The 20,685-nt window shown below is 40.1% G+C and carries 17 protein-coding genes; 7 read left to right on the top strand and 10 right to left on the bottom strand.

Annotated elements, in window-relative coordinates; all coding sequences use genetic code 11:
• The first annotated feature begins 105 nt into the window (after positions 1-105).
• Together rcsD and rcsB are read left to right on the top strand one after the other, a co-directional pair.
• Positions 106-2,796, top strand: coding sequence for a phosphotransferase RcsD (gene rcsD / locus ACGF5R_RS03625; protein WP_112877542.1), 2,691 nt, complete (start codon positions 106-108; stop codon positions 2,794-2,796).
• 4 nt (positions 2,797-2,800) lie between these two features.
• A complete protein-coding gene (gene rcsB / locus ACGF5R_RS03620; RefSeq protein ID WP_112877544.1) occupies positions 2,801-3,454 on the top strand; it encodes a response regulator transcription factor RcsB in 654 nt (217 codons plus the stop codon).
• 86 nt (positions 3,455-3,540) lie between these two features.
• Here rcsB and rcsC read toward each other — a convergent pair whose 3' ends face one another.
• The gene (gene rcsC, locus ACGF5R_RS03615; RefSeq protein ID WP_387689797.1) at positions 3,541-6,357 is read right to left on the bottom strand and encodes a two-component system sensor histidine kinase RcsC; all 2,817 of its coding nucleotides are present in this window, start codon (positions 6,355-6,357) and stop codon (positions 3,541-3,543) included.
• Positions 6,358-6,514: 157 nt separating this feature from the next.
• Complete coding sequence (gene gyrA / locus ACGF5R_RS03610) at positions 6,515-9,151, bottom strand: DNA topoisomerase (ATP-hydrolyzing) subunit A (protein ID WP_387689795.1); 2,637 nt, start codon at positions 9,149-9,151, stop codon at positions 6,515-6,517.
• Between the two features lie 169 nt (positions 9,152-9,320).
• On the opposite strand from gyrA, the gene ubiG reads away from it, so the two are divergent.
• From ubiG to yfaE, 4 genes are all read left to right on the top strand, one after another.
• A complete protein-coding gene (gene ubiG / locus ACGF5R_RS03605) occupies positions 9,321-10,043 on the top strand; it encodes a bifunctional 2-polyprenyl-6-hydroxyphenol methylase/3-demethylubiquinol 3-O-methyltransferase UbiG (RefSeq protein ID WP_112877549.1) in 723 nt (240 codons plus the stop codon).
• A gap of 368 nt (positions 10,044-10,411) precedes the next feature.
• A complete protein-coding gene (nrdA, locus tag ACGF5R_RS03600; protein ID WP_387689793.1) occupies positions 10,412-12,703 on the top strand; it encodes a class 1a ribonucleoside-diphosphate reductase subunit alpha in 2,292 nt (763 codons plus the stop codon).
• Positions 12,704-12,715: 12 nt separating this feature from the next.
• A complete protein-coding gene (gene nrdB, locus ACGF5R_RS03595) occupies positions 12,716-13,846 on the top strand; it encodes a class Ia ribonucleoside-diphosphate reductase subunit beta (RefSeq protein ID WP_036781046.1) in 1,131 nt (376 codons plus the stop codon).
• The gene (yfaE, locus tag ACGF5R_RS03590; protein WP_036811868.1) at positions 13,846-14,112 is read left to right on the top strand and encodes a class I ribonucleotide reductase maintenance protein YfaE; all 267 of its coding nucleotides are present in this window, start codon (positions 13,846-13,848) and stop codon (positions 14,110-14,112) included. The genes nrdB and yfaE overlap by 1 nt, the downstream gene beginning before the upstream one ends.
• 100 nt (positions 14,113-14,212) lie before the next feature.
• On the opposite strand, the gene ACGF5R_RS03585 is transcribed toward yfaE, so the two are convergent.
• A complete protein-coding gene (locus ACGF5R_RS03585; protein WP_315903392.1) occupies positions 14,213-14,617 on the bottom strand; it encodes a type II toxin-antitoxin system VapC family toxin in 405 nt (134 codons plus the stop codon).
• An 11-nt stretch (positions 14,618-14,628) separates the two neighbouring features.
• Positions 14,629-14,868 (bottom strand): Arc family DNA-binding protein, encoded by a 240-nt coding sequence (locus tag ACGF5R_RS03580; protein WP_036848206.1) that lies wholly within the window; start codon positions 14,866-14,868, stop codon positions 14,629-14,631.
• A 628-nt stretch (positions 14,869-15,496) separates the two neighbouring features.
• Between ACGF5R_RS03580 and ACGF5R_RS03575 the strand changes: the two genes are divergently transcribed.
• Positions 15,497-16,492 carry a Gfo/Idh/MocA family protein gene (locus ACGF5R_RS03575; RefSeq protein ID WP_387689791.1) on the top strand — a complete coding sequence of 332 codons (996 nt, stop codon included), beginning with the start codon at positions 15,497-15,499 and terminating at the stop codon, positions 16,490-16,492.
• A gap of 301 nt (positions 16,493-16,793) precedes the next feature.
• Here ACGF5R_RS03575 and ACGF5R_RS03570 read toward each other — a convergent pair whose 3' ends face one another.
• From ACGF5R_RS03570 to ACGF5R_RS03545, 6 genes are all read right to left on the bottom strand, one after another.
• The gene (locus ACGF5R_RS03570; RefSeq protein WP_387689789.1) at positions 16,794-17,327 is read right to left on the bottom strand and encodes a hypothetical protein; all 534 of its coding nucleotides are present in this window, start codon (positions 17,325-17,327) and stop codon (positions 16,794-16,796) included.
• A 496-nt stretch (positions 17,328-17,823) separates the two neighbouring features.
• Positions 17,824-18,174, bottom strand: a complete 351-nt coding sequence (locus ACGF5R_RS03565; RefSeq protein ID WP_112877559.1) for a DUF4440 domain-containing protein — start codon at positions 18,172-18,174, stop codon at positions 17,824-17,826.
• A gap of 179 nt (positions 18,175-18,353) precedes the next feature.
• Entirely contained in the window at positions 18,354-18,545 is a 192-nt protein-coding gene (locus tag ACGF5R_RS03560; protein WP_112877561.1) for a contact-dependent growth inhibition system immunity protein, read from the bottom strand.
• Between the two features lie 159 nt (positions 18,546-18,704).
• Positions 18,705-19,205 (bottom strand): contact-dependent growth inhibition system immunity protein, encoded by a 501-nt coding sequence (locus ACGF5R_RS03555; RefSeq protein ID WP_112877644.1) that lies wholly within the window; start codon positions 19,203-19,205, stop codon positions 18,705-18,707.
• A gap of 145 nt (positions 19,206-19,350) precedes the next feature.
• Positions 19,351-19,857 (bottom strand): contact-dependent growth inhibition system immunity protein, encoded by a 507-nt coding sequence (locus tag ACGF5R_RS03550; protein WP_387689787.1) that lies wholly within the window; start codon positions 19,855-19,857, stop codon positions 19,351-19,353.
• Between the two features lie 162 nt (positions 19,858-20,019).
• Positions 20,020-20,526: a contact-dependent growth inhibition system immunity protein gene (locus tag ACGF5R_RS03545; RefSeq protein WP_387689785.1), complete on the bottom strand. Its 507-nt coding sequence runs from the start codon at positions 20,524-20,526 to the stop codon at positions 20,020-20,022.
• Positions 20,527-20,685: the final 159 nt, after the last annotated feature.

Here is a 20,685-nt window from a genome sequence, read left to right as displayed (position 1 = left end):
GCCCTGATCCTGCTAAAATTAGCCTAAATAGATCGAATCACAAGATTCACCAATTTAACGAGCTCGCTAAACAGCCAAGCAATTATTAAGGCTTTTACTCAACGAATGTATAACAAACAATTTTCTATTAATTCATCGACCATAAACCGTTACTACGGTCTGTTCATTATTCTGCTTTTTGTTTCCCTGTTTTTATACAGCTATAACTACTTCAATGCCTGGCTAATGGGGAAAAAATATGCGCTAAATAGTGTCGCAACCAAAATAGTATTACAGATAGAAGATTATCGTTACCACGCTAATTCTATCTTTAAACAAGCCAATAGCTCATCTTTTAAACCACCAGAACTCGTCACACCGATGAAGCTACGACCTGATGTTTACTGGCTTGAGAATAGTTATCAAACTATCGACACGATTATTTTTGGTCACCACAACACTGCAAGTGTAGAGTTGGCACAGCGCCTTTCCAACTATATGGAGATTTTGTGGGGCACCCGCAATGAATACAACTCCATGTACTACCTGAATGGTAAAGATAACAGTCTGTTTCTGATAACCACTCACTCTATTCTTAAACCAGAATTGAGGTTTAAAGAAAGTTATCTAACATTGACTGCCGAATCAAAACGTTCAGAAATGCTGATGCAATCCACCGCGTTAGATGAACGGGAAAATATTTCATCAATCCGTAAGTTAAATGGCGAAAATATCCATTTTTATACTTATCGGGCGACGTTCAATTCACCGGGTCAATTGGCAACAGTTATCGCTTTTGATTTGCCTATTTGTCATCTTCTTCCTATGGATATGGCAGCGGCCAACTTCAGTCTATTGTTGGATGACGAGCAACCCCCTAATGAAATTAATAAAGTCAATATTTCACAAAATGGTTTCTGGCTCGAATTTTCCCAATCGCTTAAAGGTACGCAATACAAACTGCTGTATCGGATATCACTCAAAGATTTGCTAATCGATTTGTTATACAGAAACATCTGGTTGTTACTGGCTGATTCAGTATTTATTATCCTGTCCTTAGGTGGGCTTATTTACATTCGTAGAAAATATATCGCGCCAAATGCCCTGATGAGTCACCAGCTACAAATCAAGGATGCGTTAAGTCACGATATTATCTCCAATATTCCGATTGGCTTATTGATTTATGATTTCTCAGTAAATCAGATAATTATGTGCAATAATATCGCCGATCATCTGTTGCCGAATGTCGATTTAAATAAAATTAAGATGATGGCAAAGCAACATCATGGTGTCATCCAAACCTCAATTGATGATTCAGTCTATGAAATTAACATGTACAGCATTCGCCTGTTGCCAGAAACTTATCTGTTTTTACTGCAAGATAAAGATCAGGAAGCATTAATTAGCCGGCGTCTACAACTTGCCCATTTGGAACACGATAAGAGTGTACAAGCTCGGCGTTTTATGTTGACCAACATTCGTTCTGAATTACAACAACCAATAAAGGAATTAGATCATATCGCTTACCAACTGAAACAAATTCTTATAGAAGAAAATAGTGTTCGTATCGTCGATAATTTATTAACTAAATCTGAATATATATCCGACTGGATCGAGAATATTTCATTACTCAATGAATTAGAATCAGGTGAATGGCAAGCAAAAAATGAATCATTTTCATTATCAGTCATTTTAGAAGATATTATTAAAAAAGTGTTTCCTAAGATGAATAATAAAGGATTGAATTATTATTATCATTGTAATATTAATCCTGAATCACTATTTATTGGCGATAATACTGCCATCAGTAAAATCGTCCTGATGTTAGTCAATTATGCAATCACGCTCACATCTTATGGCAAAATATCTCTCATCGTTAATTATTCTCAGGAATACAAAGAACAAATTCAAATCGAAATTATAGATACAGGAACCGGACTTAATTCAACAGATTTAACAAACTTGAATTATCCATTTTTAAGCAAAGCCACAGGTGATAAATATCAATCCAATTCAGGACTGACCTTTTATCTATGTAACCAATTATGTAGAAAATTAAATGGTCATTTTACTATAAACAGCAAACCCAGCCTGGGTACGCGCTATGCTATCAGTCTGCCCTTAATAATCGGCCAAGACCAATGCCCGCCGCTCCTGGAAGACATTACTGCCTTGCTGGATATCAGCAATACGGAGATCCGTAAGATCGTGCAAAATCATCTGCATCATTATGGCGCTGTTTACTTCGATAAAAAGCCAGAAAATATGGATCGAGAATACGATATCATGTTGACGGATAAACCCTACGATTCGGCAAAATCGACTATATTACTGGTTGATAATCTGGCCAGCTTTGAGCAGATAAAACCTGACTATATTCGATGTAACTACAATCTGAGTGAAGCGGTTATCAATGCCATTTCGTTATTAATTGAGAGAAGTTTCAGTTTTAACGAATTCACTGCAAATTTAGAAATGTCAGCATTTAACGATGAAAGCAGCGATTACGATTTTGGCAATGTTATAAATAGTTATCAAAAACAGCTAACTGATAGCGATTACCGACAATTATTTGTCGAGACAGTACCGATAGATATTAATAAGCTGTATACTGATATAGAACAATATGATCTGATATCGCTTTCGCAAACAGCACATCGCCTGAAAGGCGTCTTTGCTATGTTAGACCTAGAACTCCTCAAACTTTCTTGCGAAACACTGGAACAACACATAACAGACAGTAATGAAATAGAGATTAAGAATAGCATTGGCCGTATTGAATCCTTCACCAAAAGGCTATTGCAGCAGGGTAACTAATAAGATGAATAACCTTAACGTCATTATTGCTGATGACCATCCGATTGTCCTGTTTGGCATCCGCAAATCACTTGAGCGGCTTGAATGGATCAACGTCGTCGCTGAGTCTGAAGACTCGACCACATTGATCAACAATCTGTCCTGTATTAAAGCAAACGTACTGATCACGGATCTGTCCATGCCTGGGGACATATACGGCGATGGGATCAATTTGATTAAATACATCAAACGCCATTATCCCAGGCTATCCATCATTGTTCTAACCATGAACAATAATCCAGCAATTTTAAGTGCTGTACTCGAACTTGATATTGAAGGCATTGTCTTAAAACAAGGAGCACCAACAGATTTACCTGATGTATTAACGGCCCTGAAACAAGGGGAAAAATTTATGCCAGAAAGCGTTTCTGAACTGTTGAAAAAAGTGACGAAAACCCCCTATGGCGATAAACCGTTATCACAGAAAGAGAGTGAAGTTATACGTCTATTTGCCCAAGGCTTTTTGGTAACAGACATTGCCAAAAAACTTAAACGCAGTGTCAAGACTATCAGCAGTCAGAAAAAATCGGCTATGGTAAAACTGGGGGTAAATAACGATATTGCATTACTCAATTATCTTGCTTCTGTCACTATCGGTACGAACAATCACGTTCAGTAAATATCGTTCGTTATTTTAACCTGAAAGTCGTCCTGATGCCCGGTAACTATTTGTTTGTACCGGGCATTATTTTATAAATCATCGTTTCAAATCATTTTCGTCAGTGTCTGTCTGAGAGTCACCAGAGAAACCGGTTTAGACAAACAATCATCCATTCCTGCATCAATACAGCGTTGTTTTTCTTCTGCCAGTGCATTTGCCGTAATACCAATAATCGGCAGCTTACACCCATCATTCCGTAAATACATTGTTAACGCATAACCATCCATATTGGGCATATTGACATCCGTCAGAACAATATCAATCCCCCCGTTCTTCAAATATTCCAACGCATCTAATCCATCATTTGCCACCGCTGTTTGAAAACCAATGGATTTCAACTGATCGGCCAATAAACGGCGGTTGATAGGATGATCATCTACCACCAGAACCACAATAGTATTAAACCGGGTGTTTGCCTGAAAAACAGGTGCGGCGGTATTCAATACCACATTATGATTCGGCGAAATCAGCCGCTCAATCATTACCGACAAATCATGTAAATGGTAAGTGTTATGTAACCAATAGTTTTCTCTGATTTGTTCCGGTGAGCCAATATAGTCCGTCGATAATTCAATATAAGCGTATACAGGGGAAATAACCGCATCAGGAAAATCGCTGATAACAATTTCACTACCCTCTGTGTTTTGCTCACTGTATAAAACAGTGTGTAAACCATGATGAACCAGAAAACGCTGTAAAAACTCCTCCAGATAAAGATTACGTATAGCCAAGATGATTTTTCGCTGATACTCATTTATTAACTGAGTTTTTGGCCTATATTTCGCACCATATAAAGGTAAACGAATAGAAAACATACTTCCTACCTGTGGTTGTGAAATGACTTCAATATCACCATCCATCAGATTGATCAGTTTTTCACAAATCGCCAGACCAAGCCCTGTTCCCTGAGATGAACTTTCCGTATTTGGCATAATCTGAAAAAATGGATCAAACAACTGAATAAGCGCTTTATCAGAGATACCGACGCCAGTGTCCTTTATTCTGACGTATAAGTAATCTCTATCAACTGTCACATGGATAATCACACATCCGGTATCAGTGAATTTAATCGCATTATTTAATAGATTAGATATAACTTGTTGTAATCGAACCGGATCATTGCAGATATAATCTGGAACATCCGGTTCAATATAGCAATACAAGGTCAACGGCTTTTTCACTACTAGCGGTAAATAGTTAGAAATAACATGAGAGATAACTTCCTGACAGGAAAATTCTCTAGACTCAATTTTAAGCTGTTTAGATTCAATCTTTGAAAAGTCGAGAATATCACTGATGATTTTTAGCAACAGCGCTGAGGAGTTGTTCATCGTTGATAACAAACGGACAGATTCAGCAGGCAATGAATGTGCTTGTAATAACTCTAGGTTGCCAATAATACCGTAAAGCGGCGTTCTCAACTCGTGACTGACGGTAGCCAAAAACATAGATTTAGAATAGTTAGCCTGTTCTGATGCCAACGCCATTTCCTGTAATGATTTTTCCATCCGCACACGGACACTAATATCAACCAAGACACAAATTGCCACCTCTTCATTCCTGTAGCGGGAATGAACAAAACTGATTTGCAAATGATGATTATTACTGGTTACAACATCAACATAACTGCCGGTTCTGTCACAAATAATATGAATAATCCGTTCCCGATCTTCGTGCGTTAGCATTCTCAAATAATTATGTGCCAACTCATTACTCAGAATACTACTGCCATCACTGACCCGCAATATACTGATCCCAACCGGCGCTGAAGCCACAATTTTATGATTAAATTGCTCATGCTCTTCCAGGCGAATGGCATTCTCTTCAGCCGGAACAAACATTTTCCGTTCAAACAGATACACCAAGATAATGATGACAAAGGCAGATAATACATTAAGCACAAAACTGCTAATAATCTGTAGCTTAAAACCTTCAAAAATAGTTTTCAGTGGCAGTGCATAAATGATACTGAATGAAGATGGCATTAACCGACGTTTTAACAGTAAATCAGTAAAATTATCATCATAGCCAAAATAAGGCGCTTCCAACTGATAATCAGCATAATGAAGTTTATAGTCATCATTTACTGGATAATGCAACACCGGTTGATTACTGCGATTCAATAACGTTATTGAAACTGGGCGGTCTTGTCTCTGAATAAAAGAGTCCAATCTGATGAATTGTTCAATGCCTATCATAGCAACCATCTCACCATTGACATATACCGGAGCCAACACGTAGAGATGGCCGCTATCAGATCTTGCACCCGGTATAACCCAATAAATATTTCGTTCTTTACCTTGCTCTTTCAGGCTGATAAGCCTACGTGAATTTTCATAAACTATTTTTTTCAACGTATCGGGTTCAGTCGTGGTATTACGGATAGAAAAATTCACCATACACATACTTTGTGTGCCCACCAGAAAAACCTGATTCAACCCTTGAGGCGCAGCAAGATTATCTTTCCAATAGAAGATAAGGTTATTCAACGAATTTAAATAACTATGAGTATTGTTGCGAAAAGTACGACAGTCAGCGCTTTGGTTCAAAGGATGGTAAGAAAACGCCGGGCTATTATGTGGAAAATCAAAAATAGCATTTTTTCCATTAGAATTCAGTAAATGCTTCTCTGTCATATATTGGATATCCCGCAGAACACTTGCTGTATGACGCACATAAGAGAGTGTGGAATCATAATTAGCATTGTATTCTTGCCGAATATCTGACTTGACTTCATTAAAGATATTAACCAGGTAAAAAGCTGTTAATAAAGCGCCTAACGCCCACAACATTAAGCCAAGCACCCGGAAAAGATAACGGGATATTTTCAGCGATGTACGAAAAGAAGAAAGATATCTCAAAAGGTTACCTGATAAAAACCAGCATCATTCAACGTCATTAATGACAAGATATACCAGAACTTAAAGATTAAAAAGGCCCATCTGTTGCATATTTCGATATTAAAAAAACAGGTACCGAAGTACCTGTTTCTTAAATTAAGTGAAAAACTATCCTCACTTAAACCGGATCAACTGACTCGCTGCTGTTAGCATCAGGTAAATCGGTGCTATCACTTTTCACTTCTTCCCCTTCTGCTGCCAACCCATCTTCATCATCTTCATCGTCTTCGGGCTCAGCAACCCGCTGTAAGCCAACAACTTTCTCATCTTCAGCGGTACGAATAAGTGTTACGCCTTGAGTATTCCGGCCAACAACGCTAACTTCCGACACCCTTGTTCGTACTAATGTGCCAGCATCAGTAATCATCATTATTTGATCAGTTGGTTCAACCTGAATTGCCCCGATCACATTACCATTACGTTCGCTGACTTTAATCGAGATAACCCCCTGTGTTGCACGGGATTTAATTGGATACTCGTTTTCAGCGGTACGTTTACCATAACCGTTTTCAGTGACCGTTAGAATTTCTCCTTCTCCACGCGGGATAATCAGAGAAACAACTTTATCTTTACCATTTAGTTTAATACCCCGTACACCGGTAGCGGTACGCCCCATTGAACGAACCGCTTCCTCTTCAAAACGAACAACTTTCCCTTCCGCGGAGAACAACATAACTTCGTTATTACCGTCAGTCAGGTCAACGCCGATCAGCTCATCACCTTCATTGAGATTAACGGCGAGAATACCCGCACTGCGCGGACGGCTGAAATCTTGCAACGCGGTTTTCTTCACGGTCCCACTGGCAGTAGCCATAAAGACATACAGCCCTTCTTCATATTCACGCACCGGCAGAATCGCCGTAATTCTCTCATTTTGCTCTAACGGCAACAGGTTAACAATCGGACGACCGCGTGCGCCACGACTAGCCTCCGGTAATTGATAAACCTTCATCCAGTACAGGCGGCCACGGCTGGAGAAGCAGAGGATCGTATCGTGAGTATTGGCAACCAACAACTTGTCAATAAAATCTTCTTCTTTAATACGCGCTGCGGATTTACCTTTACCACCACGGCGCTGCGCTTCATAGTCAGACAATGGTTGATATTTGACATACCCTTGATGTGACAAGGTGACAACAACATCTTCCTGATTAATCAAATCTTCAATATTGATATCAGCCGTATTTTCCGTGATTTCAGTACGGCGGGCATCACTGTATTGCGCCTTAATTGCCAACAACTCTTCACGGATCACTTCCATCAAACGCTCAGGATTTTCTAGAATGAATAGCAACTCGCCGATTAATGTCAGCAATTCACGATATTCATCCAGCAGTTTTTCATGCTCCAAGCCGGTCAGTTTCTGCAAACGCAGATCCAGAATGGCTTGAGCCTGTTGTTCGGTCAGATAATATTTACCGTCATGCACACCATATTGTGGTTCCAGCCATTCAGGGCGGGCGGCATCATCACCGGCACGTTCCAACATGGCAGCAACACTACCTAATTCCCACGGCTTAGCAACCAATGCAGCTTTTGCCTCGGCTGGTGTCGGAGCAAGACGGATAAGTTCGATGATAGGATCAATATTCGCCAGTGCCACGGCCAATGCTTCAAGAATATGGGCACGTTCACGGGCTTTACGTAATTCAAAGATGGTACGACGAGTGACCACTTCACGGCGGTGGCATACGAAGGCCGAAATAATATCTTTCAGATTCAGCAGCTTCGGCTGCCCCTGATGCAGGGCCACCATGTTGATACCAAAAGAAACCTGGAGTTGAGTCAAAGAATAGAGGTTATTCAGAACCACTTCTCCCACCGCATCCCGTTTCACTTCAATCACAATCCGCATGCCGTCTTTATCAGATTCGTCACGAAGTGCACTAACCCCTTCGATGCGTTTTTCTTTCACCAATTCGGCAATTTTTTCAATCAGACGGGCTTTATTGACCTGATAAGGAATCTCGTGCACTAAAATAGTTTCACGACCATTCTTCTCATCCACTTCAATTTCCGCACGGGCACGGATATAAATTTTACCGCGACCAGTACGATAAGCCTCCTGAATACCGCGACGACCATTAATAATCGCAGCAGTAGGGAAATCTGGGCCAGGAATATACTGCATCAGCCCTTCAATGCTGATATTTTCATCTTCAATATAAGCCAGACAACCATCAATAACTTCGGACAAGTTATGAGGAGGAATGTTAGTTGCCATACCCACTGCGATACCGGAAGAACCGTTGATCAGCAGGTTTGGTACTTTCGTTGGCATCACTTCCGGGATCTGTTCTGTACCATCATAGTTCGGCACAAAATCGACTGTCTCTTTTTCCAGATCCGCTAACAGTTCATGGGCAACTTTCGCCATACGCACTTCGGTGTAACGCATAGCGGCGGCTGAGTCACCATCAACTGACCCAAAGTTACCCTGACCATCAACCAACATATAGCGCAAGGAAAATGGCTGAGCCATACGAACAATCGTGTCGTAGACTGCACTATCCCCATGTGGGTGGTACTTACCGATGACGTCCCCGACAACACGGGCAGACTTTTTGTAGGGTTTATTCCAATCATTTCCCAGTACACTCATGGCATAAAGTACGCGACGGTGTACCGGCTTTAGTCCGTCTCGAACATCTGGTAGTGCGCGCCCGACAATAACAGACATCGCATAATCCAAATACGAGCTTTTCAGCTCTTCTTCGATATTGACCGGGGTGATTTCTCTGGCAATGTCGCTCATGGAGCCCACTATCCCTCATACATTCCGAATTCAAAGGTTTAGAACTATACCACACCCCAACAGTTTTATAAAAATCAGATACGGGTATTTAAAAATTAAGCCGTGTATACTATCTCAGAACTGAGTGAATCCGCCTGTTTAAAGAAAGTTTAAGGAGCAACAACCGCTGATGAACATCAAAACCCCTTCCACCCCAAACAATGTTGATCAACAGGAAATAGAAAAATTTGAAGCGATTGCTTCTCGCTGGTGGGATTTGGAAGGTGAATTTCAGCCACTGCACCGGATTAACCCACTACGCCTGAATTATATTTTGCAGCGTTCTGGCGGCATTTTCGGTAAAAAAGTGTTAGATGTGGGCTGTGGCGGCGGTATTTTGTCAGAAAGTATGGCCCGTGAAGGGGCTGATGTGACCGGGCTGGATATGGGTACGGAACCACTTCAAGTTGCCAGACTACACGCCCTTGAAACAGGTATCTCCGTGACCTATGTACAGGAAACAGTAGAAAGCCACGCCGAAAAATATCCACAAGCTTATGATATCGTCACCTGTATGGAAATGCTGGAACATGTCCCAGATCCACAATCGGTCGTTCAGGCTTGTGCTCAGTTAGTGAAACCCGGCGGACACGTCTTTTTCTCTACCATTAACCGCAACAAAAAAGCCTGGCTTATGGCAATAATCGGCGCGGAATACATTCTAAAAATGGTACCGAAGGGAACTCATGATGCGAAAAAATTTATCCGGCCATCAGAGTTGATAGGCTGGATTGACAGAACACCCCTACGGGAAAAGCATATTATCGGCCTGCATTACAACCCGTTAACAGATAAATTTAGCCTTGGTCACAATGTAGACGTCAATTATATGTTACACACCCAGTATGTCTGACATATTTATCTGACAGATTAATAAAGCGGCAAATAAATCACATTTTCAGGAATTTTTTTACCCATTTTCGCCGATGTTTCTGTCAGAGCAACCGCTAGTAATGATGCAGGCTTCCGGCTTTTTAATAAATTTTAGTCCTCAAGTTATCCACAAGAATCCGCATTTTTGTGCACTTGATAAAAGCTGCTTTTAACATTATCTTGTTGTCATTATTTAGTGTACCCCCTACATATTGTGTTCCTTAACATTCCATTACCACTACTCTCTCGTGGGTTTCTTCGCCACTGAGAGGGTTATGTTTTGGTCTAAGTCAAAGACACAAAGCAGGTGGGAGCGAATCTGAAAGTAAATGTAAGGTATGCCTGTCCATGAACCATAGTCTGCTAGTAACAAAGCGTGATGGCCACAAAGAACGAATTGACCTTGATAAAATCCACCGGGTTGTTAACTGGGCAGCCGATGGACTGAAAAATGTCTCGGTATCACAAGTAGAACTGCGTTCTCAAATCCAATTTTACGATGGCATCAAAACCTCAGATATTCATGAGACGATGATCAAAGCTTCCGCTGATCTTATCTCCGGTGATGCACCTGACTATCAGTATCTGGCCGCCCGCTTGGCAATTTTCAACCTGCGTAAAAAAGCTTACGGTCAATTCGAGCCACCCGCACTCTATGACCATGTATCCCATATGGTGAAAATGGGCAAATATGGCAAGCACTTGCTTACAGACTACTCGAAAGAAGAATTCGAGCAAATGAACGAATTTATTGACCATTGGCGTGATATGAACTTTTCTTACGCGGCGGTCAAACAGCTTGAAGGTAAATACCTGGTTCAGAATCGCGTTACCGGTGAAATTTATGAAAGTGCCCAATTCCTCTATATTCTGGTCGCGGCTTGCCTATTCTCCGGTTATCCGAAAGAGACACGTCTGGACTATATTCGCCGTTTTTACGACGCAACTTCCACATTTAAGATTTCTCTGCCTACCCCGATCATGGCAGGTGTACGCACCCCGACTCGTCAATTCAGCTCCTGTGTGTTGATTGAATGTGATGATAGCCTAGATTCCATTAATGCGACTTCCAGCGCGATTGTAAAATATGTTTCTCAACGTGCTGGTATTGGTATCAATGCAGGCCGTATTCGTGCACTGGGAAGCCCAATCCGTAATGGTGAAGCCTTCCATACCGGCTGTATTCCTTTTTATAAACATTTCCAGACCGCGGTCAAATCCTGCTCTCAGGGGGGCGTTCGTGGCGGCGCCGCGACACTGTTCTATCCATTATGGCATCTGGAAGTTGAAAGCCTGCTGGTACTGAAAAACAACCGTGGCGTTGAAGGAAACCGTGTTCGTCACATGGACTATGGCGTACAACTTAACAAACTGATGTACGAGCGCCTGATCAAAGGTGAAGAGATTACCCTGTTCAGTCCATCCGATGTTCCAGGGCTATATAATGCATTCTTTGCCGATCAGGATGAATTTGAGCGCTTGTACACCAAATATGAGCAGGACAGTAATATCCGCCAGCAACGTCTGAAAGCGGTTGATCTCTTCTCCCTGATGATGCAAGAGCGTGCTTCTACCGGCCGTATCTATATTCAGAACGTAGATCACTGCAACACCCACAGCCCATTTGATCCTTTAGTCGCCCCGGTGCGCCAATCAAACCTGTGTCTGGAAATTGCACTGCCAACCAAGCCATTGAATGATATCAATGATAAAAATGGTGAAATCGCACTGTGTACCTTGTCCGCATTCAACTTGGGGGTAATTGAAAATCTTGATGAGCTGGAAGAACTGGCTACTCTGGCGGTCCGTGCCCTTGATGCCCTGCTTGATTATCAGGACTACCCTATCCTTGCCGCCAAACAAGGGGCAATGGGTCGCCGTACATTAGGCATTGGTGTCATCAACTATGCTTACTATCTGGCGAAACACGGTGTACGTTACTCAGATGGCAGCGCTAACAACCTGACTCACAAAACATTTGAAGCTATCCAGTATTACCTGTTGAAAGCCTCTAATGAACTGGCGAAAGAACAAGGCGCTTGCCCGTGGTTTAAAGAAACCACCTATTCTAAAGGTATCCTACCTATCGATACCTATAAAAAAGCGCTGGATACATTGACCAATGAACCGCTGCACTATGACTGGGAAGCATTGCGCAACGATATCAAACAATATGGTCTGCGCAATTCCACATTATCTTCTTTGATGCCGTCAGAGACCTCTTCCCAGATCTCTAACGCCACCAACGGCATTGAACCACCTCGTGGTTATATCAGCATCAAAGCATCAAAAGATGGCATTTTGCGCCAGGTTGTGCCGGAATATGAGCGTCTGAAAAGCGCTTACGAACTCTTGTGGCAAATGCCGGGCAATGATGGCTACTTGCAGTTGGTTGGTATCATGCAGAAATTTATCGATCAATCGATCTCTGCCAATACCAACTACGATCCAACACATTTCCCGAGTGGAAAAGTGCCGATGAATCAACTGCTGAAAGATTTGCTGCTCGCTTACAAATATGGTGTGAAAACACTGTATTACCACAATACCCGCGATGGTGCGGAAGACATTCAGGATGACCTGGAAGAAGTCGTGGAATCTGCTGATTCCGATTGTGAAGGCGGCGCGTGTAAGATTTAATTTGAGGAAGTTATGGCCTATACCACTTTTTCACAAGTCAAAAACGATCAGTTACAGGAACCAATGTTTTTTGGTCAGCCAGTAAACGTAGCCCGTTATGACCAACAAAAGTATCCGATTTTCGAGAAATTGATCGAAAAACAGCTCTCTTTCTTCTGGCGCCCGGAAGAAGTCGATGTGTCTCGCGATCGCATTGATTACAATGCGCTGCCGGACCATGAAAAGCATATTTTTATCAGTAACTTAAAATATCAAACGCTGCTGGACTCTATTCAGGGCCGCAGCCCGAACGTGGCTTTTCTGCCCTTGATCTCCATCCCTGAGCTGGAAACCTGGGTTGAAACTTGGTCTTTTTCTGAAACGATTCATTCACGTTCTTACACTCACATCATCAGGAATATCGTTAACGATCCGGCGGTTGTGTTTGATGATATTGTCACCAACGAAGAGATTCTGAAACGGGCGAAAGATATTTCCGCTTATTACGATGATCTGATTGAGATGACTAATCACTACCAACTATTTGGTGAAGGAACACATCAGATTGCCGGTAAAACCATCACGGTAAGTCTGCGTGAACTGAAAAAGCAACTGTATCTGTGCCTGATGAGCGTTAACGCGCTGGAAGCGATCCGCTTCTACGTCAGCTTTGCCTGTTCATTTGCCTTTGCTGAACGCGAATTGATGGAAGGTAACGCGAAAATCATCAAATTGATCGCTCGCGACGAAGCACTACATCTGACCGGCACACAACATATGCTGAATCTGTTGCGCTCCGGTCAGGACGACCCAGAAATGGCAGAAATTGCCAAAGAGTGTGAACAACAGTGCTATGACCTGTTCGTTCAAGCGGCGGAACAAGAAAAAGAGTGGGCAGATTACCTGTTCAGCGAAGGTTCCATGATTGGCTTGAACAAAGATATTCTGTGTCAATATGTTGAGTACATTACTAACATCCGCATGCAGGCTGTCGGGCTGAAGCTGCCATTTGAAACGCGTTCTAACCCGATTCCGTGGATTAACGCCTGGCTGGTGTCTGATAACGTTCAAGTCGCGCCGCAAGAAGTTGAAGTCAGCTCATATCTGGTTGGTCAGATTGATGCTGAAGTTAACCCTGACGACCTGAGTGATTTTGAACTCTGATGACAAGCTATAAAGTAACCCTGCATGGTATGCAGGGTTATCATATCTACAGCTCTCCCAAGCTACATAACAGTCTGCTAGAGGCACTGGAACAAGGTAGAGTTCAAGCTGAATACCAGTGCCGCGAAGGTTATTGCGGTTCCTGCCGTGTCAAATTGATAAAAGGCAAAGTCGGCTATCGACGCAAACCTCTGGCTTTTGTTAATGAAGGCGAGATCTTACCCTGCTGCTGTCATCCACTTAGTGATATTGAGATTGAGCTTTAGTAATTAAAATTGGTCTTCTTGGTGGGCAGATAATAGTGATTATTTGCTCATTATTACACGCACCAAGAACGTAAACCCATAAGTAATAACAACTATGTTATTAGCCCTTCCAAGGGTTAATAACAGTAAGCCCGGCAGCTTCAAAGGGTGATGTGTCACGGGTTGCAACAATCAGCCCATTCGCTTCTGCAATAGCCGCAATATACCCGTCAGCCTTCCCAATGGCTTTCCCCTCGCTCTTCGCTCGCGCCATAATATCGGCATAAGCTTCCGAAGCGGCCGCATCGAATGGCAAGATACGGCCGGTAAATAAAGGGACAACACTCCGCTCCAGGTTTCTATGCAGGGTATCTTTGCGCTTACCATTGGACAGCGCTGCAACCCCAAAGCGCAGCTCAGCCAAGCTGATCGCGGACAGGTAAAGCGTCTCGACATTCTGTGCATCTATCCAGGCAACCACAGCGGGGTGGCCGCTGAGCCGCAACGGCTCGGAAATCACGTTCATATCTAGCAGTATCATTCAAAACTCATCGGCTCGGCAGGTGTCTTATCACGCTCGATCTCAAGATCGACGCCCCCCGCCTCGCGGCCGATTTTTGCCAGCAAGGAACCCAGCTTGATGCGCCCCGCCGGTTGTACGGCGTTTTCCAGAATAAACCGGATTTCAGCCTCAGCACTACGACCGTGTGTGGCTGCACGTACCCGCAAAGCACGATGCACTTCGTCCGGTACATTTCTGACAGTAATGGATGGCATAGATTCATTTCCTCATTTAGCATGCATTGCAAGCAATATATATTACTGCAATCATGACTGCAAGCATGTGGGATAGAGCGAGAGTTAATTGCATTCAATCAAAGTCCATTAGCCATTAGCAAAGAGTTGAAAAGAAATCAGCACGCAAAAGAATATTATTCGAATAACAGAGATTTAAGCGTTTTCTTGCCATTACTTTATGAAGCAAATCATAAAAAATAATACAATAGAAAAATGGATAAAACGGTTAATGTGGTAGGGTTTAAGCCCTGAAAAAGCTTAATTATCGGAAAAAACATAAAGGAGTATCTTTATATCATCAAGATATTTACTGACTGATTTATCCCCTTCATCTTTTAAGTTGCTACTTTGTTGGTTGCTTTCACTTGCCACCATGCTGTAATTTGAAATCTAATTGGGCATAGATGTGAACCCACATGTCACTTTGGTATAATAGATTATAAGAAATACGATGAAGATGATATTAACTCACTTGATTCAAAAGTAAGAAACATGTTATATAATCATATATTGGAACGAAAAAAATGGGATAAATCAGAATTTTACTATAATCTCCATCAAGATTTTATTAGGAAAGAATTTAATATAAACATATTGAGAAAATAAGATGCAAAAAACAATAAAATGGGGCATTATTGGTTGTGGTGATGTTACTGAAGTAAAAAGCGGCCCTGCTTTTTATAAATTAGATAACTCTGAATTGGTTGCAGTAATGCGACGCAATGCTAATTTAGCCGAGGACTTTGCCAAGAGGCATAATGTGCCTAAATGGTATTCTGATGCTAATTCACTTATTAATGACAAAGACATTGATGCAGTATATATTGCAACACCACCCTCTACACATAAAGAATATACCATTTTAGCGGCTGAAGCTGGTAAAGCAATATATGTAGAAAAACCTATGGCATTAACATTTGAAGAATGTAATGAAATGATCGCTACCTGCCAGTCTCAAAATGTCCCTTTATTTGTAGCTTATTATAGGAGAGCATTGCCAAGATTCTTAAAGATCAAAGAATTAATTGAGTCAGGTGCTATAGGAACACCAAGAATTGTAAGTTGTATACTTTACAGAGAGATAGAGCAATGTTACCAAGATCCTCATCATTTACCTTGGGTCGTTAATCCAGAAATTTCCGGTGGTGGATTATTTGTTGATTTAGCATGCCATACTCTTGATATATTAGACTTTCTTTTAGGGAAGATTATTTCTGTCAAAGGACATGCAAATTCTCAAGGGAATGCTTATCCTGCGGAAGATTGCGTATCAATGTCATTTATGTTTGAAAATAATATTCAAGGTGTGGGTATATGGAATTTTGTATCGAACTCTAGAGGAGATAATGTTGAAATAATTGGTACCAAAGGAAAAATATCTTTCTCTACATTTGGAAATTCGGCCATTTCATATTATGACGAAAATAATAAATTACACCAATTTAATATTGATAATCCAAAGCATATAGAAATGCCATTAATTAATACTATCATTAATGAATTGCAAGGAAAAGGATTTTGCCCATCAACAGGAGAATCAGGCTCACGAACCAGTTGGGTAATAGACCAAGTATTAAAAGAGTATAGAATGAAGAATTATTGACAATATAAAAATGAATAAATTTGTTTTTATGGGGAAATAAAAACTAAATATATATGAGCTCATTAAAAATATCGGAAGTTAATAAATGGTCTTGAATCCTCTATTAGCTTCTTTTTAATTAGTTTGAGAGAACTTCCATTTAGTTATAATTTCGTCTTCGATATTATTGGTAGGCTGTATAATTCATGAGAGGTATTTAGACTGGAAATGATAACAAATTTGCCTGTTACTTCTTGAATTTATTATCTGTAGTAATGAAAAAACCGTATATCCATCTAAGATAAAACCAGCTTGACATATTCTAGCCAATAGAATTAAAGAAATTATTAATGTCTTCTTTCGATAACTCTTTTATTAGGATACTAATGATATTTTCATCATTATCCAGTCCCAACCATAAAGAATTATTACATTTAACCCAACTTGATAATTTACATTTCTCTTTTATCATCAATATAATAGCCTCCTGATAAACATCTACTTTAATCACATAATTAAATTCATCAATAAAACGATGGCTGAAATTATTACTTTCAATAAATTTCCACGGACTCATATCAACTATAGGAAAACCACATTTACTTTCATATGATTCAATAAGATAATCATCTGCATATTGAATAAAATCTGGATTAATTATAACCAAAGTAATCGCTGCTATTCTGCCATCGCTAGGTAAAATAGCAAACTCTAATAAACTTTTCTTATTATCACCAATTCTCCAATACAAAGGGGTTTCGTTTATATTATCAACCAATTGGATATTAATAGGTATATAATCATCAATACTTATGGTTACTTCCTGAATGTTTACTAATTTTAATATTTTTATCATGATTTATCCAACTCATGTTTCAATACCGGAAAAAATAAACCGCTTTTTTATCCTAAGATATAAATTTCCATTATAGCTATTTGATATAGATAATCACAGTTATCAGTACCGAATATAAATAGAATTTTATATCAATCATAATGGCCCCCTATCTACTCATGGCCCCGGCCAGATTAATTTCTCTTTTAAATTTTCAGGGATAATACTAACATTTTTATATATACTCCATTTTTTTTCATTTACATACCTCATTAATATCAAGCATCATTTTTTACTAGTAATGGTTTTACGCCTACCGGAGTATTCTTAGTTTGCGTCTACAAACCGTTTTATAAAAGTTTTTCTATATACAATAAGTCACCAGTTTTACGATATATTTCCTAGGCCGCTACCATACGATGATTTCCTTCCGCTATTTAATTCTTTTTTGCTTATGGCCGCTTGTAGGATTGCGTTTAATCCCTGAGCGGCAGCACTGGCTCTGGCATACCCCAACCTATAATCCACACGGTGTACCCTGATGAAAAGTCAGGCGCCAATTATGTTCATTAGAAAATACCCAAATTGATGACCTCAGTGCTGCATGACCACCGTCCTGATTGTAAGTTCTGTAAAGTAAAATAACGCACATTTCTCCCACTATCGTCAGCCGGAAGTTGGAACTTACGATGCAGTTAGTACTATTTTCAGCTATCAGGGCGTCAATCGTTTCACTGCGGCCGACTAAGTGACCTGAGCGAGTTATTTCGAGAAAATCAGGATGCAGGATTTTCTCAAGCCATGCTCTGTCATACCGCCGGACACCGTGAAGACTGCATTCCAGAGATGTTATTGTTTCAAGAAGCATATATATCCTCCTGCATGGATATAGAAACTCGGATTTACACCAAAAGGTGACATTTTAAATTTGGAATAACAAGGCATTTTTCTGGTGATTATGCTAACCGTCATGACGCATCAAAAGCACTAACCTAGCGTCAATGCTTTTAGAGCAAGGTTTGGTATTATCCGCTATTCCCATGGTATTCACCTCTTCTTGGATAATGCATCAAGAAGCGCCATACTTAATTGCTCGTCATTTGTATTTGGGGGCAATAAATAGTGGCCTCCCTGTAGATCAAAACTGAGCATTCGATAATCAGAAAAGATCTCAATGAGGTAAAAATCTCTATTAAATACGCATCCGGCATTTTTCCATCGTTTAAAAATCTCACTCATTATTTCACCACCGTGATTTTAGGGGTAAGTCTCATTTAATAATTATTTAGATTCTTCTGAGATAATTAACGGACACATAATAGCTATTACGTGTCCACCTTAATTAATTCTATAAATCAAAACTCATGACTAATCAGTACAAAAGCCGTTGTTTTATTGTCAAACATAAATTCTGCAACGTGAAAAAGCCAATCGTAATGCCGAACCAACTTCCTCAAGGGAACTGTCTGCCGGAATAACGACATTATCAGATTCTACAATACCTTTTCCTGTCCAAAGCTCAAGTTTCTCGTGACCATAAGGCATAATAGTTATAACACCATCTAATAAACAAATATCACAACTGTTCATTTTCTTAAATAACTGACGTTTTGAGCAGTAATTATAAATTTCCATTAAATGCTTAATCCACTCTTTATATCGTTCAGCTGCCCTTTCGTTGTCGAAAAAATCATCATCAGGATCGACCAACCGACTTTTAGAAAGTGAATCTAAAACGGCACCACCCAATTGGCTATCAGTTACATCGGGAGATAGAACATGTTCGTGACCTTGAGGATCAGCTCGAAGCAGGCGATACCCAGAATAAGTTTTGACAGAGTAAAAATCACCATTAAATTTGGCGTTTGCATTTAACCCTTGTTTAAAATCTACATTCATGCCATTTTGACGGCAAGACAAATTTAATAACTGCTTGAGCCTTTTTAAGATAATTAGGAAACTCATAAATAGCTATTCCACCCTATTGATCATATAAATCAAAAATTATGATTAATCAATACAAAAATAAACTGCTACTTTATCGTCAAACATAACTCCTACAACGTGAAAAAGCCAGCCGTAATGCCGCACCAACTTCCTCAGGGGAACTGTCTGCCGGAATAATGACATAATCTGACTCGACAATACCTTGCCCTGTCCAAAGTTCAAGTTTTTTATGACCATAGGGTTTAATAGTTATGACACCATCTAACAAGCGAATATCACAACTGTTCATCTTCTTAAATAACTGACGTTTTGAGCGATAGCGATGAAATCCCATCATCTCTGTAACCCACTGATCATATCGTTCTTTTCTTTTTTCATTATCTAAAAAATCACCAAGACTCTCATAGGGAATAAATCGACTGTTAGAAAGAGCATTAATAACCACGGCACCTAATTCTGCATCAGAAGTATCGGGAAATAACATATGGTTACCCCCTAAAAGGTCTAAATTCAGTGAACGATAACCTGAATAACTTGTTATTGAATAAAAATCACCATTAAATACGCATCCGGCATTTTTCCATCGTTCAAAAATCTCACTCATTACTTCACCACCGTAATTTTAGCGATAAGGCTCATTGAATAATGCTTTAAACCTTTTGAAATAATTAGCGGACACATAATAGCTATTATGCGTCCACCTTAATTAACTCTATAAATCAAAGATCGTGATCAATTTAGTACAAAAACAACTGTTTCTTTATCGTCAAACATAACTCCTACAACGTGAAAAAGCCAATCGTAATGCCGCACCAACTTCCTCAGGGGAACTGTCTGCCGGAATGACGACATTATCAGATTCTACAACGCCTTTTCCTGTCCAAAGCTCAAGTTTCTCATGACCATAGGGCATAATAGTTATGACACCATCTAACAAACGAATATCACAACTGTTCATCTTCTTAAATAACTGACGTCTTGAGCGATAGCGATGAAATCCCATCATCTCTGTAACCCACTGATCGTACCGTTCTTTTCTTTTTTCATTATCTAAAAAATCGCCAAGGTTCTCAAAGGGAATAAATCGACTTTTAGAAAGAGCATCAAAAACTGCAACTCCTAATTTTTCATCAGAAGTATCGGGAAATAACATATGGTTACCCCCTAAAAGGTCTAAATTCAGTGAACGATAACCTGAATAACTTGTTATTGAATAAAAATCACCATTAAATACGCATCCGGCATTTTTCCATCGTTCAAAAATCTCACTCATTACTTCACCACCGTAATTTTAGCGATAAGGCTCATTGAATAATGCTTTAAACCTTTTAAAATAATTAGCGGACACATAATAGCTATTACGTGTCCACCTTAATTAACTCTCTAAATCAAAGATCATGAATAATTAATGCAAAAGCAAACTGTTACCTTA

This window comes from Photorhabdus sp. RM71S (genome assembly GCF_042879355.1).
Taxonomy (GTDB): Bacteria; Pseudomonadota; Gammaproteobacteria; order Enterobacterales; family Enterobacteriaceae; genus Photorhabdus; species Photorhabdus kayaii.
The sequence above is the reverse complement of the archived record's forward strand: the minus strand, read 5'-3'. Positions and strand labels throughout refer to the sequence as shown.